At 54.2% G+C, this 25,637-nt stretch carries 20 protein-coding genes; 9 read left to right on the top strand and 11 right to left on the bottom strand.

Features of this window, described 5'->3' with window-relative positions:
- The first annotated feature begins 128 nt into the window (after positions 1–128).
- The 4 genes from leuC to K5Y32_RS10205 are packed head-to-tail and all read left to right on the top strand — an operon-like array spanning position 129 to position 4,092.
- Positions 129–1,550, top strand: a complete 1,422-nt coding sequence (gene leuC, locus K5Y32_RS10220; protein ID WP_222183391.1) for a 3-isopropylmalate dehydratase large subunit — start codon at positions 129–131, stop codon at positions 1,548–1,550.
- Position 1,551: 1 nt separating this feature from the next.
- Positions 1,552–2,187, top strand: a complete 636-nt coding sequence (gene leuD, locus K5Y32_RS10215; RefSeq protein ID WP_222183389.1) for a 3-isopropylmalate dehydratase small subunit — start codon at positions 1,552–1,554, stop codon at positions 2,185–2,187.
- The gene (locus K5Y32_RS10210) at positions 2,184–3,098 is read left to right on the top strand and encodes an alpha/beta fold hydrolase (RefSeq protein ID WP_222183387.1); all 915 of its coding nucleotides are present in this window, start codon (positions 2,184–2,186) and stop codon (positions 3,096–3,098) included. Before leuD ends, K5Y32_RS10210 begins: the two co-directional genes overlap by 4 nt.
- 31 nt (positions 3,099–3,129) lie before the next feature.
- Entirely contained in the window at positions 3,130–4,092 is a 963-nt protein-coding gene (locus tag K5Y32_RS10205; protein WP_222183385.1) for a LysR substrate-binding domain-containing protein, read from the top strand.
- Positions 4,093–4,221: 129 nt separating this feature from the next.
- Here the strand turns inward: K5Y32_RS10205 and K5Y32_RS10200 are convergent, their stop codons facing one another.
- A complete protein-coding gene (locus tag K5Y32_RS10200; RefSeq protein ID WP_101761538.1) occupies positions 4,222–4,527 on the bottom strand; it encodes a DUF1471 domain-containing protein in 306 nt (101 codons plus the stop codon).
- A gap of 342 nt (positions 4,528–4,869) precedes the next feature.
- The gene (gene kup / locus K5Y32_RS10195; RefSeq protein ID WP_222183383.1) at positions 4,870–6,738 is read right to left on the bottom strand and encodes a low affinity potassium transporter Kup; all 1,869 of its coding nucleotides are present in this window, start codon (positions 6,736–6,738) and stop codon (positions 4,870–4,872) included.
- 350 nt (positions 6,739–7,088) lie between these two features.
- On the opposite strand from kup, the gene K5Y32_RS10190 reads away from it, so the two are divergent.
- Entirely contained in the window at positions 7,089–8,198 is a 1,110-nt protein-coding gene (locus K5Y32_RS10190; RefSeq protein WP_222184281.1) for an SDR family oxidoreductase, read from the top strand.
- Positions 8,199–8,239: 41 nt separating this feature from the next.
- On the opposite strand, the gene K5Y32_RS10185 is transcribed toward K5Y32_RS10190, so the two are convergent.
- Positions 8,240–9,040 (bottom strand): MetQ/NlpA family ABC transporter substrate-binding protein, encoded by an 801-nt coding sequence (locus K5Y32_RS10185; RefSeq protein WP_222183381.1) that lies wholly within the window; start codon positions 9,038–9,040, stop codon positions 8,240–8,242.
- Positions 9,041–9,131: 91 nt separating this feature from the next.
- Positions 9,132–9,926 carry an MBL fold metallo-hydrolase gene (locus tag K5Y32_RS10180; RefSeq protein WP_222184279.1) on the bottom strand — a complete coding sequence of 265 codons (795 nt, stop codon included), beginning with the start codon at positions 9,924–9,926 and terminating at the stop codon, positions 9,132–9,134.
- Between the two features lie 145 nt (positions 9,927–10,071).
- On the opposite strand from K5Y32_RS10180, the gene K5Y32_RS10175 reads away from it, so the two are divergent.
- Positions 10,072–11,097 (top strand): LLM class flavin-dependent oxidoreductase, encoded by a 1,026-nt coding sequence (locus K5Y32_RS10175; protein ID WP_255602545.1) that lies wholly within the window; start codon positions 10,072–10,074, stop codon positions 11,095–11,097.
- Positions 11,098–11,102: 5 nt separating this feature from the next.
- Here the strand turns inward: K5Y32_RS10175 and K5Y32_RS10170 are convergent, their stop codons facing one another.
- Positions 11,103–11,264, bottom strand: coding sequence for a DUF1778 domain-containing protein (locus K5Y32_RS10170; protein ID WP_255602599.1), 162 nt, complete (start codon positions 11,262–11,264; stop codon positions 11,103–11,105).
- A 78-nt stretch (positions 11,265–11,342) separates the two neighbouring features.
- Positions 11,343–11,678 carry a gamma-glutamylcyclotransferase family protein gene (locus K5Y32_RS10165; RefSeq protein WP_222183375.1) on the bottom strand — a complete coding sequence of 112 codons (336 nt, stop codon included), beginning with the start codon at positions 11,676–11,678 and terminating at the stop codon, positions 11,343–11,345.
- Positions 11,679–11,812: 134 nt separating this feature from the next.
- Between K5Y32_RS10165 and K5Y32_RS10160 the strand changes: the two genes are divergently transcribed.
- Positions 11,813–12,832, top strand: a complete 1,020-nt coding sequence (locus K5Y32_RS10160) for an MBL fold metallo-hydrolase (protein ID WP_222183373.1) — start codon at positions 11,813–11,815, stop codon at positions 12,830–12,832.
- Between the two features lie 27 nt (positions 12,833–12,859).
- Here the strand turns inward: K5Y32_RS10160 and K5Y32_RS10155 are convergent, their stop codons facing one another.
- From K5Y32_RS10155 to K5Y32_RS10135, 5 genes are all read right to left on the bottom strand, one after another.
- Positions 12,860–13,405, bottom strand: a complete 546-nt coding sequence (locus K5Y32_RS10155; RefSeq protein ID WP_222183371.1) for an RNA polymerase sigma factor — start codon at positions 13,403–13,405, stop codon at positions 12,860–12,862.
- A 5-nt stretch (positions 13,406–13,410) separates the two neighbouring features.
- Positions 13,411–13,854 carry a hypothetical protein gene (locus tag K5Y32_RS10150; protein ID WP_222183369.1) on the bottom strand — a complete coding sequence of 148 codons (444 nt, stop codon included), beginning with the start codon at positions 13,852–13,854 and terminating at the stop codon, positions 13,411–13,413.
- Positions 13,855–13,994: 140 nt separating this feature from the next.
- The gene (locus K5Y32_RS10145) at positions 13,995–14,705 is read right to left on the bottom strand and encodes an SDR family oxidoreductase (RefSeq protein ID WP_222183367.1); all 711 of its coding nucleotides are present in this window, start codon (positions 14,703–14,705) and stop codon (positions 13,995–13,997) included.
- A 166-nt stretch (positions 14,706–14,871) separates the two neighbouring features.
- A complete protein-coding gene (locus K5Y32_RS10140) occupies positions 14,872–16,242 on the bottom strand; it encodes an amidohydrolase (RefSeq protein WP_222183365.1) in 1,371 nt (456 codons plus the stop codon).
- Positions 16,243–16,348: 106 nt separating this feature from the next.
- Complete coding sequence (locus K5Y32_RS10135; RefSeq protein WP_222183363.1) at positions 16,349–24,946, bottom strand: GH36-type glycosyl hydrolase domain-containing protein; 8,598 nt, start codon at positions 24,944–24,946, stop codon at positions 16,349–16,351.
- A 270-nt stretch (positions 24,947–25,216) separates the two neighbouring features.
- Here K5Y32_RS10135 and K5Y32_RS10130 point away from each other — a divergent pair, with 270 nt between their 5' ends.
- Both K5Y32_RS10130 and K5Y32_RS10125 read left to right on the top strand, forming a co-directional pair.
- Positions 25,217–25,378 carry a YnfU family zinc-binding protein gene (locus tag K5Y32_RS10130; RefSeq protein WP_217548267.1) on the top strand — a complete coding sequence of 54 codons (162 nt, stop codon included), beginning with the start codon at positions 25,217–25,219 and terminating at the stop codon, positions 25,376–25,378.
- 4 nt (positions 25,379–25,382) lie between these two features.
- Complete coding sequence (locus K5Y32_RS10125) at positions 25,383–25,628, top strand: hypothetical protein (protein WP_222183361.1); 246 nt, start codon at positions 25,383–25,385, stop codon at positions 25,626–25,628.
- Positions 25,629–25,637: the final 9 nt, after the last annotated feature.

The following is a 25,637-nucleotide window of genomic DNA, read 5'->3' as shown; positions in this document are numbered from 1 at the left end:
TGGCGACCAACTTAGCTACTGCACATTTCATAAAACATCACTTCACGAAGCGTGTTCGTTCCCCGCGCACAAACTGATTTACCCTAACGCCTCTAATGACTTGTTTTACTTTTCGCGTGGGCAACGGCATGGCTAACAAAACACTGTATGAAAAACTGATCGATCAGCATGTGGTTCGTAAGTTAGATGACGAAGGGCATGTGCTGCTCTACATCGATCGCTCGATTCTCAATGAGTACACCAGCCCGCAGGCGTTTAGCGGCCTGCGCGATCACCAGCGTCTTGTGCGCAATCCGGGCACCATTTTGCTGAATGTCGATCACGTTAACCCGACGCGCCCCGAGCGTGATGAGGCGATGACCGACGCGGGCGGACAGTTACAAGTCGATTACTTTCGCCAGAACGCCGCGCATTTTGGCATCGAACTGTTCGATGTGCTTGACCCGCGTCAAGGCATCGAACACGTTGTGGCGCACGAGCAAGGCCTGGTAATGCCCGGTATGGTGATTGCCGCAGGCGACAGCCATACCACCACTTACGGCGCGTTTGGCGCGCTCGGTTTCGGTATCGGCACCTCGGAAATCGAGCATCTGCTGGCGACGCAAACCCTGATTTATCGCACGCTGAAAACCATGCTGGTCACGGTCAGCGGCGAGCTGCCGTTTGGGTGTTCGGCGAAGGACATCATCATGGCGCTGATCGAGCAGATTGGCGCATCAGGCGCGACCGGTTTTGCCATTGAATTTGCCGGTGATGCCATCGAAGCGCTTAGCATGGAAGGGCGCATGACGCTGTGCAACATGGCGGTGGAAGCCGGTGCGCGCGGTGCGATTATCGCGCCGGATGAAAAAGTGTTTGCCTATATCGCCGGCAAACCGCAAATGCCGACCGGCGAGCTGTGGCAGCAGGCCGTTGCGGAGTGGCGCGCTTTACGCAGCGATGCGGACGCGCGTTTCGACAGCCGCATCGCCATCGATTGCAGCGATCTCGAACCGAAAGTGACCTGGGGAATCAGCCCGGATCAGGCCAGCGCTATTACTGGCCGCGTGCCCGATCCGGCGCAGGAAAAAGATGCGGTGAAACAGCAGACGCTGCGTAGCGCGCTGCAATATATGGGGCTGGAACCCGGCACGCCGTTAGCGGAGATCGCCATCACGCATGCCTTTATTGGTTCCTGCACCAACGGCCGCATTGAGGATCTGCGCGCTGCCGCCGCCATTATCGACGGACACAAAATCGCGCCGCACGTACGCGGCATTATCGTGCCGGGATCGACGCAGGTGCGTCAGCAGGCAGAAGCGGAAGGTTTAGCGGCGATTTTCGTCAACGCCGGTTTCGAATGGCGTCAATCGGGCTGCTCGATGTGCCTGGCGATGAACGAAGATGTGTTAGCGCCCGGCGATCGCTGTGCGTCCGGTACCAACCGCAATTTCCCTGGCCGCCAGGGCGCGGGTGCGCGCACGCACTTAATGAGCCCGGCGATGGTTGCCGCCGCCGCGATTGCCGGTCATCTGGTTGATGTCCGCAAATTCATGACTGCAGAGGTTTAAGATGGAAGCATTTAACAACATTACTGGCACGCTGGCGCCACTACCGGCGGCCAATATTGATACCGATGTGATCATGCCAAAGCAGTTTCTCAAAGGCATCGATCGTAAGGATTTGGATCGCGGTGTGTTCTTCGACCTGCGCTTCCTGCCCGACGGCCGTCCAAATCCCGCTTTCATTCTTAATCAAGCCGGTTGGGAAAACGCCACCTTCTTACTGGTGGGCGCCAATTTCGGCTGTGGATCCAGCCGCGAACATGCGGTTTGGGGACTTAATCAGCTCGGCATCCGCGCCATTATCGGCACCAGTTTTGCCGGCATCTTCGACGATAACTGCCAGCGCAATGGCGTTTTGACGCTGACGTTAAGCGAAGAGGATTATCAGCGCCTGAGCGCGGTAGCGATCGATGCCACCAGTAATCGCATTACCGTGTCGCTGGAACAACAGGCGATCCTCTTCAATAATCAACGCATTGCCTTTTCGGTCAGTGCGTTGAAACGCGAGATGTTATTGGGCGGCGGCAGCGCGGTGGACTGGACGTTGCAGTACGAATCTGACATCACCCAGTTTGAAACGCAGCATTTTGCCCAGCGTCCGTGGCTGAAGCGCGATCAAATCCAACAGGATGCACCAGCATGAGTGAGATTACGCCACTCGGAGATTCACCCTTTATTGACGGCTTTACGCTGAGCGATGTGCGTCTGGCGAACGGCGTGACGCTGCGCGTTGCGATGGGTGGCGAAGGTCCGCCACTGCTGATGCTGCACGGACATCCGCAAAATCATCTGGCGTGGCGCAAAATTGCACCGCAGCTGGCGCAGCAGTATCGCGTAATCCTGCCGGATCTGCGCGGTTACGGCGACAGCGACAAGCCGCCGAGTGATGAGGCGCATCGCGCTTACTCGAAACGGATGATGGCGCAGGATATCAGCCTGTTAATCGAGGCGTTGGGATTAGAGCGCGTGGTGTTTGTCGGGCACGATCGCGGTGCACGCGTGGGCCATCGACTGGCGCTCGATCATCCAGAAAAACTTTCCTGCTGCGTGTTTGTTGATATTGCGCCGACCGCGACCATGTACGCCTTAACCAACAAAGCGTTTGCCACGCGCTATTTCTGGTGGTTCTTCCTGATTCAACCTTATCCATTACCTGAAACCCTGATCGGCCACGATCCGGCATTATTCCTGCGTAAACACATTGATGGGCAATTAAAAACGCCGGGCGCCACCGAGGAGGTCATCTTCAACGATTACCTGCGCTGTTATCAAAATAAAGAGATGATTCACGCGGTATGCGAAGATTATCGCGCCGCGGCGACGATTGATTTAGACGATGATGCGCAGGACAGCGCTAAACGCATTGAAGCGCCGCTTCTGTTGTTATGGGGAGAAAAGGGCACGGTTGGCCAGTTATATAACGTGGTGGAAACCTGGCGGGACAAAGCGCGCAATATTCAGGGCAACGCATTACCTTGCGGTCATTCACCGCATGAGGAAGTGCCTGAACTGTTTTTAAGTCAGCTTCAGTGCTTTCTGGATTCTGTGTTATAACCGGCTAAATTTCGCTAACGCCGTGATGGTGATGAAAATACTGCTTGCCGGAAAAAGTTATCAGAAGCCGCTTCAGGGTTGGCCGTCAGTCGAAGATCTGTATGTCTTTATCAGCGTAGCGCGCTATGAAGGTTTTGGCCGCGCTGCGATTGAACTCGGCCAGTCGCCATCCTATATCAGCAAGCGTATTGCCATCCTCGAAAAGCAGCTGGAAACCCGGCTGTTTTTCCGCACCAACCGCGTAATGCGCCTGACGCCAGAAGGTGAAAAGGCGTTGGAAGGTGCGTTGCACGTGATGCACGAAATGGATTCCTTCCTGAATAACTTTCAGCAGTGGCGCGGCGAATTAACCGGCGATCTGACTGTGGCCTGTTCATTTGGCTTTGGTCAGGATTATTTGTCCGATGCGATTGCCGAATTTATGACGCGTCATCCGTCACTGAACATCAAATTGATGCTCAGCGATCGCGATATTGATTTATTGCAGTCAGGCACAGACGTCGATATTCGGGTGGGTGATGATGTGAATCACGCCTACATTGCACGAAAATTAGCCGCCAATCGGCGCATTCTTTGTGCAACTGCAGATTACTTAGCCCGGTCGCGTCCGCTGGAGACGCTGGATGATTTAATCGATCACAGCTGTCTTATTATTAATGAAAATAATAATACCTTTGGGCATTGGACGTTAACGGACGGCGAAAATAAAATCGTTTGTCGCCTGAATAGCCATTACTCATCGAACAGCGGAAAAGTGATTCTGAATTGGGCGTTAAAATCGCACGGTATTGCGTTGCGTTCTGCCTGGGATGTGGCGCCGTATTTAAGCGAAAACCAATTGCTGCACGTATTACCGCAATGGTATCAGGAAGCGAATATCTGGGCGGTTTACACGCAGCGCGCGTCTGAATCGCCGCGCATTAAAGTGTTTATTGATTTTCTTGTCGACTATTTTGCAGAAAAAAGCCTGCCGATGATGAAGGGTAAATTATAAATACCCTAAATAATTCGAGTTGCAGGAAGGCGGCAAGTATGTGAATCCCAGGAGCTTACATTAGTAAGTGACTGGGGTGAACATGCGCGGCCAACGCTCCTGCAACTTGAAGTATGACGGGTATTAGCATTAGCCATAAGCCACTTTGCTGTTGATGTGGTAAAGAGTGGCAGTGGCGGCCATGACGTGTTGGCCGTCGTGCGCCGGTTCGTGGGATTCCACTTCGGTGATGTGATAACCCACCGCACCGGCAGCAACGGCTTTCTGCACAAAGGCGTCATTCAGCTCTTCCATTGAAGTCGCCCAGCTCACCGAAGTAAAGCCTACCGGATGAATCGATGAAAGCTCGCGATGGGTTAAATCGCCGCGAATTAAAACCGGTTTAACAGATTGCGGTGTGAAAATAGATATTACGTCATTAATTAATTGTTTCATGGCGATACTCCTCGCAAATAATAACTGAGCCAATGGCCGCAGCTACGAATCTTTCAATTGTTGGTAATGTGCTGACACCCTAAATTTTACGGCGAGTGATGATTGCCGGTGAAGTTAATAAACACCTTTTCAGGTTAAGCGTTTTAGCTTTAATTGCTAATTAGATGTTAAGAAAGATTCAGCCACAACTCATTCAAACTTATGCGACTATTTTTTCATCTGGTTACATTTGGCGGAAAAAATAAGGTCGCCATGAATGGCGACCCTACGGTTATTTCGCGGGATTTTGTAGGGTCGCCATTCATGGCGACCAGGTGCGCATGAATGCGCGCCGTGAATCGATCAAAACTCGCGCTGCCCGCCCAGCTCGATGACCCGATTCGGCGGGATATTAAATTGCTCATGCGCGCGCTGTGCATTGCGCTGGCAGAAATGGAAAATACCGCCTTTAACCCGCATCAAACCTTTTCTCTTCTTCATCACCAGCGTGTCGTGCGAAGTGAAGAACGAGGCTTCATTGACGGTACAACCCAATCCTTCCAACCCGCACAAATGCAGGATCTCGGCCATCGATGGCGTCTCGCGCCAGCCGTAAGCGGCGGTCACCTGCCAGAACGTTGGCGACAATTGAGTGATGCTCAGACGCTTCTGGTTATAGACGCGCGGGATATCGGTGGTGCGAATATGCAGCAGCACCACACGTTTATGCAGCACGCGGTTGTGTTTAAGGTTATGTAGCAGCGCCTGCGGAATCTCATGCTCTTTACGTGAGAGGAAGATTGCGGTGCCCGGCACACGACTGGGTGGATGGGTTTCCAGCGATCGCACCAGCGCCTGCAGGCTCTCAGGATCGTTATTCAACTTGCGGATTAGGCGATTACGCTCGCTGCTCCAAATGAGCATCAATCCCATCATGCTCAGCGCCAGCAGCACCGGCACCCAACCACCGGACAGCAGTTTCATCAGGTTGGCGCTGAAGAGCGGCACATCAATGCTTAACATACTCAGCAGGAAAACCAGCGCCACCGGCAGCGGCCACTTCCAGTTACGCAGTGCTACCACGCCCGCCAGACAAGCGGTGATCACCATGGTGCCGGTCACCACTATGCCGTACGCCGAAGAGAGCGCCGAAGATTGTCGGAACGCCAGCACAATCACCGTCACCGCGACAAACAGCAGCCAGTTCACCACCGGAATATAAATCTGACCGGATTCCGTGTGCGAGGTGAAGATGATGCGCATCGGCGGCAGAAATCCCTGACGGATCGCCTGATGCGTCAGCGTATACACGCCGGTAATCACCGACTGCGCGGCGATCACCGTGGCCAGCGTTGACAGCACAATCAGTGGGATCTGTCCCCAACCCGGCGCGAGATTAAAGAACGGGTTATTGAGGGCCTGCGCATCGGCAATTACCAACGCGCCCTGACCGAAGTAGTTGAGCACCAGCGCGGGCATGGCGATCACCAGCCAGGCCATGCGAATCGGCGCTTTACCCAGATGTCCCATATCGGCGTAGAGCGCTTCCGCGCCGGTCACGGCCAGCACCACCATGCCAAGTGCGGCAAACGACAGCGCTTTGTGGCTGAGCAGGAACGTCAGTGCATAAGAGGGTTTCAGCGCGTAAAGCACCTCAGGATTGAGCAGAATGCCGCGAATGCCTAACAGGGCAATCGACACAAACCAGACAAACATCACCGGGCCGAACACTTTACTGACCTTTTCGGTGCCGTGTTTTTGAATCATAAACAGCAGCGTGAGAATCGCCACCGCCAGCGGCACCACATATTTATCCAGCTCCGGTGACACCACTTCGATACCTTCGATCGCCGACAGCACTGAAATCGCTGGCGTGATCACGCCATCACCATAGAAGAAGGCGCCGCCAATCAAGCCCGCTAACACAATGATGTGCGACGCTTTCGGCCCGACATGCTGGCGTGCCAGTGACATCAGCGTTAACACGCCGCCTTCGCCATCATGATCGGCGCGCATCACGAAACAGACGTATTTCAGCGTCACGATCAGCGTCAGCGCCCAGAAAATCAGCGACAAAAATCCCATCACCGCGGTGGTGGAGATCTCGCCGTTAGGCAAAATGGAGAGGCACTCTTTAAGGGTATAAAGCGGGCTGGTGCCGATATCCCCAAACACGATCCCAGCGGCCGCCAACATGCCAGCAGGCAAGGACTGTTTTTCACTTTGACTCATAGATTTCCTGTGGTTTATCAGGTTTGAGGCTAATGAGGGCGAACATACCTGTTTGCGACCGAAGCGAACAGTGGCAGGCGATTTTACGTACAGCATTTTTACGCGTATCGCCGGTATTTTTACACCATTTTTATATCGCGCTCATTTTTCGTTCTAAGCGTAGCTGGCTAATCCACGCCATTTAAACGCGCACGTAACATAAATTAAACAAATTTAAACCATTGCTCACCAGGTTGAGAGTTGAGTCAACCGGCAAGAGGCCATTTATGCACCATTTACCTCGGCAGGCTTAGATTCAAGCGCAGATAAACACATGCTTCTCCCCCTCAACTAACGCGAAGATCTAAATGATGAATACAATCCTAATCACGGGTGCGACCGGCTTTTTGGGTGGTGCGGTCACGGTTAACTTGCTAAAAAAAAGCCAACAGCAAAATCTGCTGCTACTGGTTAGAGCTGATAGTCGCGATGAAGGATTAAAAAGAGTAAAAAATAACCTGGCAAAATTTGCGATTGAAGAGTTTCAATTAAATCAGTTAACACGCGAAAATATCCTGATTGGCGATTTAGCCAAACCCGAACTCTTTGCTGATGATTGTCGTCTCAATGAAGTTACCCATGTCCTTAACTGCGCAGCCGTCGCCTCTTTTGGTGCCAATCCGCTAATCTGGAAAGTGAACGTAGAGGGCACCTTTGCCTTTGCCAGTCGTATGGCGCGAGTGAAAGGGCTGAAACGCTTTGTTCATGTCGGCACCGCAATGTCCTGTGCGCCCGAAGCCAATTCGCTGGTGGTGGAGAGTGAGCTGTATACGCTGCGCGAACAGCACGTTGTGGAATATACGTGGAGTAAAGCTACGGTTGAAAGAATGATGACCGAGATGTTACCTAATCTGCCCTTAGTCATCGCGCGGCCCTCGATTGTGGTGGGGCATTCAAATTGTGGCTGTGCACCATCGCCAAGTATTTTTTGGGTATTCCGCATGGCGCTCACGCTGGGCAAATTTATGTGTGAGCTGAATGACCGCATTGATGTGGTGCCAGTCGATTACTGTGCCGATGCGCTGGAGTTATTACTGACGGCACCGAATGTAGAGAGAAAGATTATTCATATATCGGCGGGGGAAAATAGTAGTGTCACATTTGCTGAGATTGATATAGCGATGGCCAAAGCTTCAGGAGGTCATGCCGTTGCTGAAAAGTATCAGAAAGTGAACTACCGTGAACTGGCAGCAAGTAAGAATTCATTCTCCTCGCTGTTTGGTCCCTGTAATGAACGCATCGTATTACGGGCAATGAATTTATACGGTCATTTTTCAAAACTGAATGTGGTATTCAGTAATGAGAAATTAATGGAGCTTGGCATGCCGCCCTCGTCAAAGTTTACCGACTATTTGCATCATTGTGTCGATTCAACGCGTAATGCCACTATTGCGGAATTGATGGAAGTCGATTTTAAATAAGCTGAAACTGCGCAGTAACGCACTGCGCAGTTTTCGCCGGATTACCAGCCCTTAATAATATCGCCTTTATAGATCTCGTTAGCTTTATCCAGCACTTCCTGCGACTGGAAGGCTTGTTTCAGCTTCTGTACGTTGGCGCTGTCTTTATTATCTTCACGCGCCACAATCGCATTCACATAAGGCGAGGCTTTGCCTTCCATAAACATGCCGTCACGCGAGGCGGAGAGATTCACCAGCGCGGCGAAGTTGTTGTTGATGATCGAAAGATAAACCTGCGGATCGTCCAGCGTACGCGCCAGCTGCGGCGTATCCACCTCAACAATTTTCAGCTTCTTCGGATTGTCAGTGATATCCAGCGTGGTTGGTAGCAGGCCCGCTTCCGGTTTCACCTTGATTAAACCCTGCGCCTGCAACAGCAGCAGGCTGCGGCCGAGCGTGGTGGCTTCGTTAGAGATGGTCACGGTGGCGCCATCTGGTAACGCTTTCAGTGATTTAATCTTGCGCGAGTAACCCGCAATCGGGAACACGAAGGTGTTGGTGACAACGGCAAAGTGATAACCGCGCTCTTTGGCTTGCATCTCCAGATAAGGCAAACTCTGGAAGGCGTTGGCATCGACATCTTTGTTGAACAGCGCTTCATTCGGCTGCACGTAATCATTGAAGGCCACCACATCGACATCCAGCTGATATTTGTCGTGCGCAACTTGCTTCACGGTATCCCACAGCGCCTGGTCAGGTCCGGTATTAATGGCCACTTTGATTTGATTTTCATCGTCTTTGTTGCAGCCACTAAGCAGCGCCACGGATGCAGACAGCAGCGTCGTGAGTAAAATTTTCTTCATTGCGCAGATCCCCTCTTAACGTAGGGAACGGACTATAATGGATGTTTAGACGTCTGTACATCCATCTGTAGCGCGTTTGCTTACAATTCGTTCAGGACTTCAAGCAGGCAATATATTTTTCGCCCGACTGCATCACGATCCGCTGCGCGTCAGTGAGAATTTGGCGATGCTCGAATGCGCCGTATAAGCGCGAAAATTTTAGCGCCGCCAGCCGACGCATCATATCGCTGACTGCCGCCGCCGGTAACGGCAGCATATTTGGATAGCTCCACATAAATGACACCGCATCCGCGCCAGGCGTGACTTGCACGATATCACCACTCAACAGCACGCCGTCATCGTGCGCCCAATGCAACACGCATCCGCCGGCAAAATGTCCGCCAAGGCGAACCAGCTTCACTTCCGGCACAATCTCCAGCTCGTCATTTCGCCAAAGATGAATATGCGGGCTGTCGCGCATAATCCATTCACTATCGTTAACGTGCAGATAGATCGGCGCGTCGAACGCCGCCGCCCAATCCTGCATGGTGCTGTAATAGTGCGGATGCGAAATAGCGATGGCGTGAATACCGCCGAGCGCGGTAATAATCGCTTTGGTGGCATCATCAAAATTCGCGATGCAATCCCACAGGATATTGCCGTGCGGCGTTTGCAGCAGAAACGCGCGTTGATTAATAGCAAAGCTGGGCACGGTTTGCAGGCTAAATAAACTGGCAGCGAGCTGCTGCCATTTATTGCAGTGTGTGGCTTGCAGGGCATTAAACGAAGCCCATTTTTGCCCGCTGGCCGGCACAAACTGCCGCTCGTCTTCACATATTTTGCAGTGTTCGATTTTACTTTGCTGCTCATCGTAAGATGTGCCGCATGCGTTGCAGACTTTGATCATCATGTAATCCTTGGTTATAGGCAGCAAAAAACGCTCTCAGCAGGATATTAGTCGTTAATCAGATAACCAGTGCTGAATAGGTTATTTCTTCCGTGGAATGCCGATCGCCATAATTTGCGCTATCGAGATAACAAGGAAGAGAAGCATGCTGAACATTTCACACATCTCATTTCTCACGCCGGGCAATTATGCGGATGACGCGCCCGGACAAGGTCTGGAAGAGACGCTGCAACTGATCGAACTGGGCGAAACGTTAGGCTACGACGGCGCGTGGGTGCGCCAGCGTCATCTTGAGCATGGCGTTTCTTCTGCCAGCGTATTTCTCGCCGCCGCCACGCAGCGTACGCGCACGATTGAGCTGGGGAGCGCGGTCATTCAGATGGGATACGAAAGCCCATTTCGCCTGGCTGAAGATCTGCTCACCGTCGATGTGCTGTCCAATGGGCGACTCAACGTAGGATTAAGCGCCGGTGCGCCGAACCATGTCGAATTGATCGGCGATAACGTGTTTCACGGCGACTGGCGGCAGCAGGATTTCAGTTACGCTCGACTGAAAAAATTGCAGGAAAACCTCAGCGGGCAATTCTTTGGCGATGATGAAACTTACGTCATCTCGCCGGGCAATCGCCAGCGGCCGCGTGTGCAGCCCGCGTCACCGCAATTGCTGCATCGCTTGTGGTACGGCGGCAATTCACACCGTTCGATTCAGTGGGCGGCGGAAAATCAGTTCAATTTGTTGATCGGCAATTTAACGTCAGCCGAGGTCAGCAGCGATTATCACCAGGCGCAACTGGCGCTGATTCGCGCATTCAGACAGCATTGGCCGGCAAACGCGTCGCGCCAGCCACGCATTGCCGCAGGCCGCGTGATTATTCCCACCGATAACGCCAACCGTGCAACCATCAAACGCTATCAGGATTTCGCTGCCAGCCGCTATCAACGCACGCTGGAGCCGCAAGGACCGAAGCGCACCATCTTCTCCGAGGATATTGTCGGCAGCAGTGAAGAGATCGTCGCGCAGCTGATTGATGATCCGCTGTTACGTGAAGTGACGGAGTTCCGCGTCGAACTGCCCTACGAATTCACCAACGAAGAGTACAGCCAGATCATCACCGATTTTATTGAAGGCGTCGCACCGCATTTGGGGTGGAAGAGGAAAGGGCGAAATTAAACATTCTACTCCCGATAAAATTCCCAACATGTTTCATCACGACTTAGCTCTGCCGCTTTTTGTAAACGTGCATTAGGTAATGGCGGTTGTTTTAAGGATTTCGCAACCGCATTCCATGACTCATCAGTTAGAACGATGCAGCTGCTCTCGAGTGGGACATTGTTCATCCCTTTATCATTCGTCTTACCTGACATATATTTTTCCGTTGTTTATAGAGTTACACGCGTTTTGAAAAAAATTATACCTTATGAAGATGTTCGCGGCTGCAACTGATAAATCCACGCTGTCACCTGTTCTCCATTGCTGGTGGTGACATCAACTTCCACGCGATCGTAGCCATCTTCAAACTCATCGAGCATCGGCCAATGCGGTTCGAGTTTCTCTGAGATAAACAGATATCCTGGCACGCGCGGGCCGTTTTCCTGCAACACAATGCCGGGGAAATCGGCCGCTGCTCCCCAGCCGCGTTCATAGAAGGTGCCAGAAACCGATCCCGCCAGCCATTCGCCGCCGATGTTTTCCAGGATATGCGCGTTTGAATGGCCTGGCTGGAGCGTACCGTAAACAAATAAACGTTTCATTTTCCCTCATAAAATCAAGCAAAAGCATTACTTTAACTATCGGCGATAGCGATGTCATCAATCGCCCAATATGCGATGTGCGATGCCTTAAAAGTGGCTATTCTGAAGGACCCGCGATGAGAGGTAAAAGATCAATGTTGAATAGTTCGAGCATTTCTCGCTGCAATATAAAACGCTATCCGCAATCCGCTCAGTTTGATGGCAAAAGGTTTAACAATAAAATCCCACGCCAGCAGTTAGGATTGATTGAATTCGCCAAACTATTCTGGGATTTTGCCTTTAATAAACCGAAAAATACCGCACCTGAATCTGCATTGCCGTTAATCAAACTCGACGCGCAGCAACTTGCGGCGGCGGCGGATAACAGCGTATTTCGCCTCGGTCACTCTTCATTGCTGTTTAAAATGCAGGGCAAATATTGGCTGACCGATCCGGTATTTACGCAGCGCGCTTCGCCCTTTAAATGGTTTGGTCCCAAACGCTTCCAGCCTGCGCCGATTGCGCTTGAAGATTTGCCGCCCATCGAAGGGATCATTCTTTCGCATGATCATTACGATCATCTGGATTACCACACCATTTTGCAGCTTAAAGATCACGTGCGCTATTTCCTGACGCCGCTGGGCGTCGGTGATTTGCTGTTATCCTGGGGCGTGGCGCAGGAAAAAATTACCCAGCTGGATTGGTGGGAATCAAAGAATATCGGCGGTATTCATTTTGTCGCCACGCCATCGCAGCACTTTTCTGGCCGCGGCATGTTTGATAGCAATAAACGGTTGTGGTGCTCATGGAGCATTATCAGCGATGAATTTCGCCTGTTCTTTAGCGGGGATTCCGGTTATTTCGACGGTTTCAAACAGATCGGCAATAAATTCGGCCCATTCGATATGGCCTTTCTGGAAAACGGCGCCTATGACCGTCGCTGGGCCGATATTCATATGCTGCCGCAGGACACCATTAAAGCCTTTAACGATCTCAACGCGAAATGGCTGTTCCCGATTCACAATGCCGCTTTCGATTTAGCCTTTCATCAATGGAACGATCCGCTTAATCAAATTGTGGCGCTGGCGCAGGAACAGCAGATAAATGTGTCGATGCCACAACTTGGGCAGGGCGTGCAATTTTTGCAGCCGCAGCAAGAGAAAAAGTGGTGGTAAATGATGCCCGATTGCCAGGCAATCGGGTTATCCGGTTATTTCGTCATACAGGTTACGCAGCCGCGTGCGTAGAAATAGCACCGCTTTGTGCTTGCGCGATAATAACGTCTGCACGCTGCTGCCGCTCTCTTGCGCCAACTCGTTATAGCTGTAGCCGAGCAGTTCGGTTTTCTCGAATACCTCGCGTTGCGCGTCAGGTAATTCGGCTAACGCTTCCTCGAGTTCTTGCCACAGCAGCGTTTTCAGATATTCATCTTCTGGCGTCTGCGGCACGCCAAATAAGGTTTCTGCCAGCTCATCTTCCGGGAAATCTTGCTCTTCGTTGCCACCGAATAAATCGGCCAGCGGCAGCTCACGCTTTTTCCGCGCCCGATCGGTCATTTCATTGCGTGCCGCCCGGAACAGCCAGGCGGCGACATTCTCCACCGGCTGCTCCACCTGCATCAGCTTATAAGTGACTTCCTGCAAGATATCGTCGGCATCTTCACGTATCACGGTTCGCCCGCGAATGAACGCATTCAGCTTGGTGCGACAGGCGGTGATTGCCGACATCAGCAGTGAATCCTGCGCCATCACGCTTACTCGGCGTCGCTGGATTTAGGCGGATTATTCTCCGGCTGCGGACGCGCTTCGCCTCGCTCATCACGACGACCATGCCAGTCGCAACGATCGTGGTGGCCACGATGACCAAAGCGATTGCGGCGATGCTGCATAAACTCTTCACGCTGTTCCGGCGTCATCTGCATCCAGCGCTCGTGCATACGGCGTCGCGCCATGCCGAACATGCCCGGACGGAATCCCAAACCGCCAAACAAGATGCGGCACAACGCCAGCAAACCCAGCGCCTGCCAGAAGCTGATGCTTTTCACGCCGATGATGCCCGGCAGCAACGCATTCCACAGCGACATCACCAACAAGCCCAGTGCGGCGATGATCACCGCGCCCATCAGCAGCGGTTTCGCCAGGCGATGGCCGCCAAAATGATCCCGATGACCGTGTCTGTGCATATCAAAATCTCTCATTGTTTGTGTCCTCATTACATTAACGGATAACTGCTGGTGATGAGGTAGACGAATGAGCGGTGAGAATATTGCTAAAAAAACGTAAAAAAGAAAAAGGCCGCCGGATGGCAGCCTCGCGTTATGGATTTTTTACTGCTTAATCAGCGTTTTGCTTTATCGCGGCGCGGACGAATCACAATATCTGCAATCTGCGTATCTTCCGGGCTATCCACAATAAACCGCACGGCGCGCGCCACCGAAGCTGCATCGAGATACTCTTGCGGATTGATCGGCGCATGGTTGCCCGCGCGGGCACGCGAGGCTTGATTCATCGGCGTATCGGTCGGGCCGGGCGCGACTGTTGCGACCCGCACGCCATGTTCGCTCTCTTCGCTACGCAGCGCATGCGCCAGCGCGGTGAGGGCAAATTTCGAGGCGGAGTAAATGACGTGTCCCGCCAGCGCCAGCGTTCCCGAACCGGAGTTGATAAACACCACTTTGCCCTGCGCGGCGCGCAGTGCGGGCAAGGTTAAGCGCGTGAGTTCAGCAGGCGCGATAACGTTAATATTCAGATGCTGTTGCCACAGTTCAGGCGTGGCGGAGAAGGTGGTGCTGAGAATCGAGATCGCCGCTGAATGCACCAGCACATCAACCCGATTTAATGTGGCAGTGAACGCGGCTACGGCGGCAAAATCCGTGATATCCAGTGCAACCGGACTCACATTGGTGACCTGTTCTAAAGCCTGCAACGTTTGCTGATTGCGGCCGATGGCGTAAACCTGATGGTCGGCCGCCAATAACTTCGCGGTTTCCAGGCCAATGCCGCTGTTGCCGCCGGTGACAATCGCCACCGGTAATGCTGATGCTGTCATAGGTTCCTCTCCTGTTGATGATGTCAAGCTAAGGAAAAGGACGGCCGCAGGCAAATGCCTAAAATGACTATGTTTACCTGGTGCGCATGAATGCGCCCCCAACGAAAACCTTGCCCATTCGTAGGGTCGCCATTCATGGCGACCATCATCGTTATTGGCAGGAAATCTACTTCTTCGCCAATCCACCAAACGTCTGTTTGCCGTTAAAGAACGTCGCCATCACCGGCGCGATGTGCGCGACAGCTTCCGCAGAACAGCTGGCGTTAACCAGCATCATGGTGGCGTGATCCTGCGCTTTCGGCCATTGCTTTTCGCCGTGGCTATTCAGCGGCAGCACCTCGTTGGTGGCGATACCCAACGCGCGGCTCAGTGAATACTCATCCGGCCCACGATAGAGCTGCGAATAGACGTTGGCTTTCTCCAGCATGCTGCCGGTGCCAAAGGGCTGCCAGTGATCGGCGATGGTGTCGGTGCCCGACCACACCGGCACGCCAGCGGCGCGCAGTTGCGGCAGCGGCATGATTACGCGACCAATCGGTACGGTGGTGGCGATACTAAACTGCTGCTCTTTTAGTTCCTCAATCATCGCCGCTAATTCGTTACCCTGTAACGTTCCCAGGGCAAAGGCGTGGCTGAGGGTGACTTTGCCTTTTAGCTGCGGATTGTCGCGCACCGTTTTCAGCATGTAGCGGATCGCCGCCACACCGTGCGGTTCGGTTTCATGAAGATGAATATCGATCGGTGCAGCGAAATCGAGCGCGATGCTGAACAGGGTATCCAGCGACTTCTCCATCGCGCCGTCAACGTTGGTCGGATCCAGCCCGCCGACATAATTCGCGCCCATCTTCATCGCTTCGCGCATCATGCCTTCAACGTTTGAGCGTAGTAATCCGTGCTGCGGGAAGGCGACAATTTCGGCATGAAAATCATCGCGATGGTTGGCAATCGCCTGCTGCAGATGTTCCAGACCTTGTAATTTACTGACCGGATCGATGTTGCAATGGCTGCGTGCAGAACTGCTGCCTTTGGATTGCAGCAGGCCAATCAGTTTCTCAGCGCGGATTTCAGAAGTCGGAACCAACTCGGGCAGAATCTGCTCTTCCTGATGGATCATATCGATCACGCTGTGGCGCGGCAGCGGGGCGCGCCAGCTTTCGCCGTAGAAAGTTTTGTCGAGATGGATGTGCATGTCGCGCGTGGCGGGCAGCAGCAGATAACCTGCGGCGTCCCACGTTGGCAGATTAAGGCTGACGCCCGCAGGATGAACGGCGGCAATCTTACCGGCATTCACCTCGACATCATACAAACCGGTTTGCGTGGCGGTGATGACATCCTGTTTGCGGATAAAGGCTTCTTCCAGTCGCACATTGCGCAGCAGATAGTGTGTGGCATCAACGCGGCTGGCAGGCGCCGGTTGGCAGGTTTCAGTAGCCTGAACGCTGCGGCTCATGCCCGCGCTGAGTAAGGTGCCTGCGGCGGTGAGTTTCATGCCGGCGGAAAGAAAATCCCGGCGATTGCCGGGTGATAAGAGGCTCATTAGTCATTCTCCTTGTAGGGGAGAATAACCCTAAAATAGCCGCTGGCAGGGCGCTGCGATATTTTCCACTGCTGGCTATGGTGAAAACTAATGACCTTAGTGATTACTACTCAGCGAGATGAATTCGTACCTGATGATTCCCGACGTCGGAGCTGAGTCTGATGGCATCATCGGCACTCAGCACATCATCCAGCCACAGCTGATAAGCGCCAGGCGTGCGCAGCATCTCAATCTCATAGCGCGCGGCCCCTTCGTGATAAATCACCTTCGCGCCCGGCCATGCTTTGGGCAGACGCGGACGCAGCCGCAATGTATCGCCGTGGCGCGTGATGCCGAGCAGGCTTTCGATGATCAGCTGATAAGTCCAGCCCGCCGATCCGGTGTACCACGTCCAGCCGCCACGACCTTCATGGTTCTCGGCGCTGTAAACATCCGCCGCCATCACGTAAGGTTCGACTTTGTAAGTTGCAACAGCATTCGCATCCAGGCTGTGATTGATCGGATTGATCAGCGCCAGCAACGCCCATGCGCGCTCGACCTGGCCCATCTCGGCGAACGCCATAATTGCCCACAGCGCGCCGTGCGTGTATTGCCCACCGTTTTCACGGATGCCAGGCAGATAACCGCGAATGTATCCCGGATTGGGGCCTGCGCCATTGAACGGCGGCGTCAGCAGTTTAATCAGGCCGTTATCGCTATCCACCAATTGCTGATCGAGCGCCTGCATTGCCGAGGCGCATTTGTCGTGATCGCCAGCCGCAGACAGCACCGACCAACTCTGCGCGATGGCATCAATGCGACATTCGGCGTTGCGCTGCGAACCCAGGGTTTCACCGTTATCGAAGTAGCCACGCAGGAACCATTCACCATCCCAGGCGAGCTGATTGAGCGCCGTTTTCAGCTTCTCCGCCTGTTTTTCGCACAAGCTGGCGGCTTCCGGCTGATCGATACGGGTGGAGAGCGCGGCAAAGCGCGTGAGCACGCTGTAGAGGAAAAAGCCGAGCCAGACGCTTTCACCTTTACCGGCAATACCCACTTCGCTCATGCCGTCATTCCAGTCGCCGGAACCCATCAGCGGCAAACCATGCTCACCAAACCGCAGACCATGCTGGATGGCACGCAAGCCATGCTGCCACAGGTTTTCCTGCAGCTGACTGACGTTCGGCAGGCTGTAAACTGACTCTTCTTCGGCGGTGAGCAGTGGCGCTTCAAGATAGCTAATCGGCTGTTCTAACAGCGCAAGATCCTCCGTGGCGGTGATGTAGTGGCAGAGTGCAAAGGGCAGCCAGAGATAATCATCTGAGCAGCGGGTGCGCACGCCGCGTCCGGCAGGCGGATGCCACCAATGCTGCACATCGCCCTCGAGGAACTGGCGGGAAGTGCACAGCACCAGCTGATCGCGCAGTAAGTTTGGCGCGGCGTGGGTGAGCGACAACGTATCCTGCAACTGATCGCGGAAGCCAAATGCGCCACCGGACTGATAATAACCGCTGCGCGCCAGCAAACGGCTGGCCAGCGTTTGGTACAGCAGCCAGTTATTCGCCAGCAGATTCACCGCTGTATCGGGCGTTTGCACCTCGACTTTGTTTAACAGATTGCGCCATTGCTGCTGCACTTTCGCCAGTTCGGCTTCCGCCTGTTCGCTGGGAAGAAATTGCTGCATCAGCGTCAACGCCGCTGCGGTATCTTCCGCCGCGCCTAACACAAACACCAGCGTGCGCGTATCGCCGTCAATCAAGGTGGTCAGCGTTTGCAGAGTGGCGCAGGGATCGAGACCCGCGCCGGTGTTACCCGACAAGCCACGCGCTTGCATCATCGCTGGCTTACGCGTCGAGCCATTGCGGCCCAGACACTCAAGGCGATTACCGCTGAAAGCAATCTGATTGCCGGATGCGGCGAAGAAGGCGGTGCGCATCGATCCGCTGCTGGTATAGGGATTTACCGCCAGAATGGCGCTGCCATCCGCAACCATCGCCGAAGAAGTTTGTACATGGCGGGCAGATTGGCTCACCAGCTCACCCAGCACCCATTCGACGTAGCCGGTGATCGACAAATGGCGGGTTTTGCCAGACAGATTACTGAGCTGAATCAGGGTGATTTTCGCCGCCTGCTCGCCAGCTATGAAGGTGGTGAGCGTGCTGCTAATGCCTTGCTCCTGATGCATAAAGCGGCTGTAACCCATGCCGTGCTGCGTCAAATAATCTCCGGCGCCGCGCATCGGCAGCGGCATAGGCGACCAGACATCGCCGCTCTCCTCATCGCGCAAATAAAAGGCTTCGCCCGACGTATCGCTGACCGGATCGTTGTGCCACGGCGTCAGGCGGTATTCATGCGCATTTTCATACCATGTGTAGGCCTGACCACTTTCTGAAATCACGCTACCAAACTGTTTATTTGCCAGCACATTGCACCAGGGCGCGGGCGTCTGCTGATGTGGGGACAACAAAATGTGATATTCACTGCCATCTGCGCTGTAGCCGCCGGTGCCATTAAACAACTGCATGTTTTCCGGCTCAGCGAGGCGAGCGGGCGCAGGAAAGGCCTGTTTATGCGCCAGGAAGCGGCAAGGCGGCGCCACCGGCTGCGGTTTTAACAGCACCGTCAGCTGGTCGGCCAAACTGCCGTTGCGGCCTTCCAGCACCACGGCAGCTACGCTGAGTAGCAGCGTGACATCTTCGGCCGCAAAGTGCTCGCTTTGGCGCAGGAAGATGCCGCCAGGCTTGTCGGTCAGCATCTGCATCTCGCCCGATGAAATCATTTTGATCAGCTGATTTTGCAACAGCTGCTGATAGCCGATTTGCTCGCCGTTGAGGATCACCAAATCTGCCGTCAATCCTTTCTGACGCCAGTATTGATGCGCTTTGATCATATTGCTCACCAGGCTGAGCTGGGTATCGCTTTCGATGCGCACCAGCACGATCGGTAAGTCGCCAGACAGCGAGTGTCGCCACAGCGACGATTGTCCCAGGCGATTCTGCTGCAGACGCTGGCTGTCGCCGCGCATTTCAGGGCTGGCAAAAATCACCGCGCTGGCGAGCTGGTTATACAAACTGGCATCTTCAGCGAGGATATTCAGCTGGCGCAGCGCCACCTGACTGTGCGAGGCCGCCATTTCAAATATCCGATTGGCGTAGACATTGTTACGATACTTCTCAAGCAAGCCAAGGCAGGCATCACGCTGCGTGGTGACGCCATACACCAGATCGAGGGTGACGGATTTACCCGCTTTGATGGCGATTTTCTGGCGAATCGACAGCAATGGATCGAGCACCGCACCTGCGCTGCCGCTGAGTACGCCATCGGCTGCCATCGCCTGCGGATTGGCGGCGGTTCTGCCGCGACCAATAAACTGTGCGCGGTCAGTTTCATAATGCGTATCACGCTCGCTGGTGCCGTGAATCAGCAGGGCGTGGAACATCCACAGCGGCTCGGTTTTCTCATCGCGCGGGCGGCGATGCGCAAGGATCGCTTCCAGTTCAGTGACGATTTCGGTTTGCACAAACAGGTTGCTGAACGCCGGATGCGCCATATCGCTGGCGGCAGAAGCCAGCACCACTTCCGCATAGCTGGTGATGTCTATTTCACGCAGCTGGCGTGAATGGTTGGTCAGGACGATGCGGCGGATTTCCACATCATCTTCTGGCGACACCACCACCTGAGTGCGGGTGCTGAGCGTTTCCATGCGCGATTCAAACTCCGCGCCGGCGTCGGTAAAGCGCGCAATGTGCTGCGGGCGCGCATCACCGCTGGGCTGGAACGTCGGGCTAATCAGCTCGCCGGATTGGCGATCGCGGATGTAGCAGAAGATACCGTGCTGATTGCTGGTGCCATCGGCGCGCCAGCGGGTTAACGCCAATCCTTTCCACTGGCTATACCCGGTGCCGGATTGCGTCACCATCACATGATAATTGGCGTTCGATAGCAGCTGGATCTGCGGCAGATGCGCCGCCGAGCCGCTGAACTCGCGCAGTTCGGGCGTATCTGAACGCGGCTTGATCTCGCTGGTGTCAACGAACTGCCGACGCGGGGTATACAGCTCAATGTCATCCGGCACGCGCTCCTGCAGCAGCAAGTAGGAAGACTGGAAGCGCGCACTCGACATAAACCGCGCCACCATCGGGGCTTCATGCAGCAGGTGCGAAATCGCCAGAAAACCCATGCCCTGGTGGTGCGCCATGTAGGTTTTCACCGCGACAAATTGCTGGCCGCGCGCCAGGCGCTGCGCGGTGAAATCGAGCGCCTCGTAAAAACCGTATTTGCCGCAGGCACCCATTTTCTTCAGTCGCATCAGGTTGTCGGTGGCCTGATGCGGCAGCACCATCAGCGCCAACAGTGAGGCGTAGGGCGCAACCACATGATCATCGTTGAGGCCACGCTTCAGCCCTAACTCTGGCGTACCAAAGGCTTTGTATTGATAGTTTTGGCTGTCATCGAACGCGGCGTAAGCCGACTCGGAGACGCCCCACGGAATCTGCGCGGCATCACCGAACGCGATCTGCTGCTTCACCGCCGACAGCGCCATTTTCTCCAGCAGCGTATCCGGGTAAACCGGCATCACCAGATGCGGCATCAGGTATTCAAACATCGAGCCGCTCCACGACATCACTGCCGGCTTGTTATCCAGCTGGGTAAACAAACGGCCCAGCACGAACCAGCTTTTTACCGGCAGCTGATTAGCAGAGATGGCGTAGTAGTGCGTCAGGCGCACTTCGGACGGGAAGAGATCATAATGGCCTTTATCGAGCGCGCCGCTGTCGAGATTGTAACCCACGCTGAGCAGCGCGGTTTTATCAACATAGAGAAAGCGGAAATCCATTTTTGCATGATCTTCCAGCCGTCCTTCCAGCTCCAGCAAGGTCGCCATGCGTTCACGTGCGGCCCACATCACAGACGCCGCGAGCTGAGAATGGAGGCCGGGGCGATGACGCTCTAACTCACTCAGCCACAGCAGAGAAGGTAAGGCGGCAGGCAGATCATCATCCGGCGTGAGCCAGCTGAAAAACAGCGTCCACTCCTGCTGCAAATCGCTGAGCTGGTGGATAAACCGTTCGAACCATTTCACCTGCAACGGCGGCAGCTGCATCTGCGCCAGCAGAATTTCACTCGACGCGATCAGCGACGAGAGGTGACTGGCAATCGCAGCGGGCGCGGCCTGTTGCAGCGCAGCAAACTGCGCGGTTAACTCATCCCAGCGATCGTTACGCTCTGTGCCCATTTGCGCTTTCGCCAGCAACAAGGTGTCATGCAGACCGGCCATGATCACTGGCAAGGCGAGCACCGGTAGATGCTTCCACTGCGCAAGCCCGGCCTGCAGGGTGGCGAGGTGCGCGGCGAGATTGCCGCTATCGACGGTGGAGACGTAGCGCGGATTTAACGGCTTCAGCGTGTAAGTGTCATACCAGTTGTAGAGATGTCCACGAAAATGCTCCATGCGATCGAGGCTATCCAGCGCGGCGAGCGAACGGGCTATCACCGGTTTCTGCGTAATGTAGCCAAAATCCCATGCGGTTAAATTGGCCAGCAGCGACAGCCCGATATTGGTCGGCGAGGTGCGATGCGCCACCACCGGCTGCAACACTTCCTGAAAATTATCCGGCGGCAAGTGGTTATGTTCAGCGGTGACGAAATCTTCAAACCAAGCCCAGGTGTGACGCGCGGTATGGCGCAAAAACTGTTGCTGCTCGGCGGAGAGCTTTTTCTGGCGCGAATGGGCTGGTTTACTCAACTGCCACAACAGCCACGGCGTGATCAGCCACAGCAGCGAGATCGGCAACGCCAGCGCAATCAATTCAGGATTAACCAGCGCGGTTAAAAGTGACAGTGCAACGCCCGCCGCCGGATTAAACCACATCGCCTGATAAAAATGGCGCAGTGACGGCGTGGGCGAGGAACTGCCCGCCGAGGCGCTTTTCCATTCATGGAGAAACTGCCCGCTCACGTTGAGTCGCCACAGCGTGACAATAATCGCCTTCAGCGACCAGTAGCTTTCATGCGGTAGTGTCGCCAGCGTCAGTCCCGCGCGGCTCAGGCGCATTAACGCATCCGAAGACAGGATAGTGAGATGATGCTGCCAGGCGCGCGTCTTGCTTTTGCGCATGCCTTCCATGCTCAACGCTAAGGCGCTGGGCAACAGCAGGAACAGCGCAATGCAGCCGAGCCAAAACGGCGGATTCGCCACCCAGCTAAAGGCCAGAAACATCAGCAGCAGTAAGGCGGGCGCAATCAGGCTGCGACGCAGGTTATCGAATAATTTCCAGCGCGATAGTGCACTCAGCGGATTGGCCTGATAGCCGCCATCCTCCAGTCGCACGCGCAGTTTCAGCCAGTTCAGCAACTGCCAGTCACCGCGCACCCAGCGGAAACGGCGCGCGACATCGCTGAGATAGTTATCCGGATAGTGTTCATACAGCACCACATTGCTGACCACGCCGGAGCGCGCATAACAGCCTTCCAGCAAATCATGGCTGAGCACCAGATTTTCCGGGCAGGTATTGCGCGTCGCGCGGGTGAACGCGGCCACATCGTAAATGCCTTTGCCGACAAACGAGCCTTCGCCAAACAGATCCTGATAGATATCGGAAGACATCGACGAGTAGGCATCGTTGCCCGGCACGCTGCTGGAGAGGCGCGCGTAGCGGCCTTGGCCAAAAGGCGGAATCTCCTCCGCCAGACGCGGCTGCAGAATGGCGTAGCCTTCCACTACGCGGTTCAGGCTGTCATCAAATACCGGCGCATTGAGTGGATGCGCCATAATGCCAATCAGCTTGTGCGCGGTTTCGCGCGGCAGAATGGTGTCGCTATCGAGGGTGATGACATATTTCACGGTGCGCATTTGCGCCTGGCTGGCACCGACGATAACGTTAAATGTCTCCTCTTCGCCCTGCAGCCAGCGATTGAGCGCATGCAATTTGCCGCGCTTACGCTCGTAACCCATCCACACGCCCTGCGAAGGGTTTAGCACACGGTTGCGATGCAGCAGAGAAAAAAGCCCATCATTGTGCGACTTGCTGCTGTAACGGCGGTTGAGCGCCTGAATTTTCAGCACCGCATAACCGATGATTTCTGCATCATCGTCATCGTGTTCGGCCGCGCTGTCGGTGAAATCGGCCAGCAGCATAAAGCTGATGTTGTCGAGCGCGTTACCGAGATAACTGGTTTCCAGCGACCGCAGCAGCGCATCGGTGCCATGTTTGCTGCTGATTAAACAGGGGATCACCACCAGCGTGCGATCGCCATCCGGTACCGCCCGCTCGTAATCAAGTCGCGGAAGCGGTACCGGATGGCGGGTGCGGGTTGTCACTTCGCTGAGCAGCTGCAGGGCGAGCTGGCTGCTGATTAAAATTACCGCCGGCACCAGTAACAGCCACAGCACCAGCGACATCGCGGATTGATGAGTGAAAAACAGCGCTTCGGCGCTGAAAGCGGTTGTCAATAACGTCAGGCTGCCCAGCCAGGAGAGCAGCGGCGTTTGGCTGAGATGATGGCGCGCCTGATTCAGCCAGGAACGGCGCGGCTTTAGCTGTTGCTCAAGCTGCGCACGCCCTTTATCCAGTAGGAAGTAACCAATATGCTGTTGGCGCGCTGGCAATGCGGCCTGACGGCTCAGCGCCAGCACCTGATTGGCCACGTTTAGCTCATCGAATTCGCTCTGGCGAGCCAGCTCTTCAACCACATGCCGATATTGATCGCGGCTGTCAAAATGCATCTGCGGATAAATCCCGGCGGGATCCTGCGCCAGCACCTGCTCTACCAGGCTCAGCGACTCAACCAAATCCTGCCAGTTGATTTCGCCCAGCTGGCGCAATCCGGCAATGCTGTTGCTGACCGAGAGCTGACTCAGTGCCAGCTGGCGGTTGAATTGTTCAATCACATCCGCAGTATTACGCCCGGTGTTCAGCAGGTGTTGCTCCACCCACGTTAGCGCCAGCGAGTGATTCTGCCCATTCAGTTTGCGTGCCAGTTCGGCGACAAACGCGCCGGAAAGCTGATCGTTTTTGTGCGCCATATCGGCGATCACCTGAATCACGCGAGTGGCGTCCCTGGCGGAGTGATGAACGATCTCATTAATCCACGCTTCGGCCTGGCTGCGCTCCTGATGAATCTCAGCAACACCTTGCGCAATACGTGCGAGGTTATCGAGCAGCGCAAAGCGCAGCATGGCGGGAAGCGCCCAGAGTTCACCCATTAGCAGCGGCGTCACGCATTGATAAGCATGAATAAAGGTCGCCAACACTGCTGACTCTAAGCGGCCATCACTGTGGCTGATCATCTCATCCGCGATCGCCTGAATACGCAAATAGTGCGCGGGGTCTTTCAGCGCAGGTAAACCCTGACCAAATTTGGTGGGCAACAGATGGCGCACCATCCGAATTTGCTCTTCAATAATATAAAAATTATCCAGCAACCATTCGCCAGCCGGTGTCAAATTACGCTTCTCACCGGTACTTAATATTTCAGCGCTTTTTATCAGCGCCTGTTCGTTTTCCGTCAGCCGCTGCAATAATTTATAGCTTTTTTTGGCGTCGGAAAGATGATGCGTTTTTGCCAGACGCTCGCCATATATTTCCATTTGCCGCTCGGAAAAAACATCTGGCCGGTTCGCCTGGTAAACACCGCTGTGATGTAAAAACTCAAAACTACTGCGTGCCGTTGCCGGAAGCGCACTACTGCTAGTGAATGACCCGGTGGGAAGTTTATTTTTCATAATGGCGTCGCAAAAAATCCAATGGATTATAAAAGTCAGCACTATCAACAGGAAAGTCGACGGTATAAGAGAGGGCGAGGGAAAATATTTGTCTTATTTGAGTATAGTGCCAAATCGATCTTACGGTTGGTTTATAAAATAAAAGTTAATTTAAAACATTTAACTGAACGTAATGATGGGGTTGAGGATCTTTAACGTTGTTGTCAAGTGTGAGTGGCAATGAAAAAAATCAGGTGTGTTAGAATAAGTTAACTGAAAAGGAAATAAATCATGAGCTGGTTAAATCAATTTTTAGAAAGCTTATCACGCCGGGAAGTCAAAACTCAGTGTCCAGTCTGTAAAAAGTTTTGCCCACAATCTTCCTTAAAGCAAGCACGCGGACAAGCTATGTTATGCCCGCACTGTAAATCACTGTTTATTGCCGAGGAGTAAGAGAATGCGCCATATTCTTGAATGGATTGATGTAAATGAACAAGCGCCCGGCTACAAGCAGGAGTGCATCGTGCAATTTGAAAATGGTGAGGTGCAGGGCGGTTGGCTTTACGGCGGGCAATCGCGCAGCGGCGAGCATATTTTTCTTGAGGCGCATGCGGAATATGAAACCAGCATGGATGTGAATTTCTGGATGTCTTTGCCGCCAGCGCAACCGGACCAACTCGCTGCGTTTCATTCGCCGATGTGAAAGACCGCA

The sequence above is a fragment of the Pantoea sp. DY-15 genome (assembly GCF_019795935.1).
Taxonomy (GTDB): domain Bacteria; phylum Pseudomonadota; class Gammaproteobacteria; order Enterobacterales; family Enterobacteriaceae; genus Pantoea; species Pantoea leporis.
Note: the sequence above shows the minus strand (reverse complement) of the source record. Positions and strands in the feature narration are given on the sequence as shown.

Coding starts and splice junctions, on each gene's coding strand:
- K5Y32_RS10150 (WP_222183369.1), bottom strand. CDS start 13,854: ATGAGAGATTTTGATATGCACAGACACGGTCATCGGGATCATTTTGGC.
- K5Y32_RS10140 (WP_222183365.1), bottom strand. CDS start 16,242: ATGAGCCTCTTATCACCCGGCAATCGCCGGGATTTTCTTTCCGCCGGC.
- leuC (WP_222183391.1), top strand. CDS start 129: ATGGCTAACAAAACACTGTATGAAAAACTGATCGATCAGCATGTGGTT.
- K5Y32_RS10125 (WP_222183361.1), top strand. CDS start 25,383: ATGCGCCATATTCTTGAATGGATTGATGTAAATGAACAAGCGCCCGGC.
- K5Y32_RS10210 (WP_222183387.1), top strand. CDS start 2,184: ATGAGTGAGATTACGCCACTCGGAGATTCACCCTTTATTGACGGCTTT.
- K5Y32_RS10190 (WP_222184281.1), top strand. CDS start 7,089: ATGAATACAATCCTAATCACGGGTGCGACCGGCTTTTTGGGTGGTGCG.
- K5Y32_RS10155 (WP_222183371.1), bottom strand. CDS start 13,405: ATGGCGCAGGATTCACTGCTGATGTCGGCAATCACCGCCTGTCGCACC.
- K5Y32_RS10135 (WP_222183363.1), bottom strand. CDS start 24,946: ATGAAAAATAAACTTCCCACCGGGTCATTCACTAGCAGTAGTGCGCTT.
- K5Y32_RS10175 (WP_255602545.1), top strand. CDS start 10,072: ATGCTGAACATTTCACACATCTCATTTCTCACGCCGGGCAATTATGCG.
- K5Y32_RS10130 (WP_217548267.1), top strand. CDS start 25,217: ATGAGCTGGTTAAATCAATTTTTAGAAAGCTTATCACGCCGGGAAGTC.
- K5Y32_RS10160 (WP_222183373.1), top strand. CDS start 11,813: ATGTTGAATAGTTCGAGCATTTCTCGCTGCAATATAAAACGCTATCCG.
- kup (WP_222183383.1), bottom strand. CDS start 6,738: ATGAGTCAAAGTGAAAAACAGTCCTTGCCTGCTGGCATGTTGGCGGCC.
- K5Y32_RS10205 (WP_222183385.1), top strand. CDS start 3,130: ATGAAAATACTGCTTGCCGGAAAAAGTTATCAGAAGCCGCTTCAGGGT.
- leuD (WP_222183389.1), top strand. CDS start 1,552: ATGGAAGCATTTAACAACATTACTGGCACGCTGGCGCCACTACCGGCG.
- K5Y32_RS10165 (WP_222183375.1), bottom strand. CDS start 11,678: ATGAAACGTTTATTTGTTTACGGTACGCTCCAGCCAGGCCATTCAAAC.
- K5Y32_RS10145 (WP_222183367.1), bottom strand. CDS start 14,705: ATGACAGCATCAGCATTACCGGTGGCGATTGTCACCGGCGGCAACAGC.
- K5Y32_RS10200 (WP_101761538.1), bottom strand. CDS start 4,527: ATGAAACAATTAATTAATGACGTAATATCTATTTTCACACCGCAATCT.
- K5Y32_RS10185 (WP_222183381.1), bottom strand. CDS start 9,040: ATGAAGAAAATTTTACTCACGACGCTGCTGTCTGCATCCGTGGCGCTG.
- K5Y32_RS10180 (WP_222184279.1), bottom strand. CDS start 9,926: ATGATCAAAGTCTGCAACGCATGCGGCACATCTTACGATGAGCAGCAA.
- K5Y32_RS10170 (WP_255602599.1), bottom strand. CDS start 11,264: ATGAACAATGTCCCACTCGAGAGCAGCTGCATCGTTCTAACTGATGAG.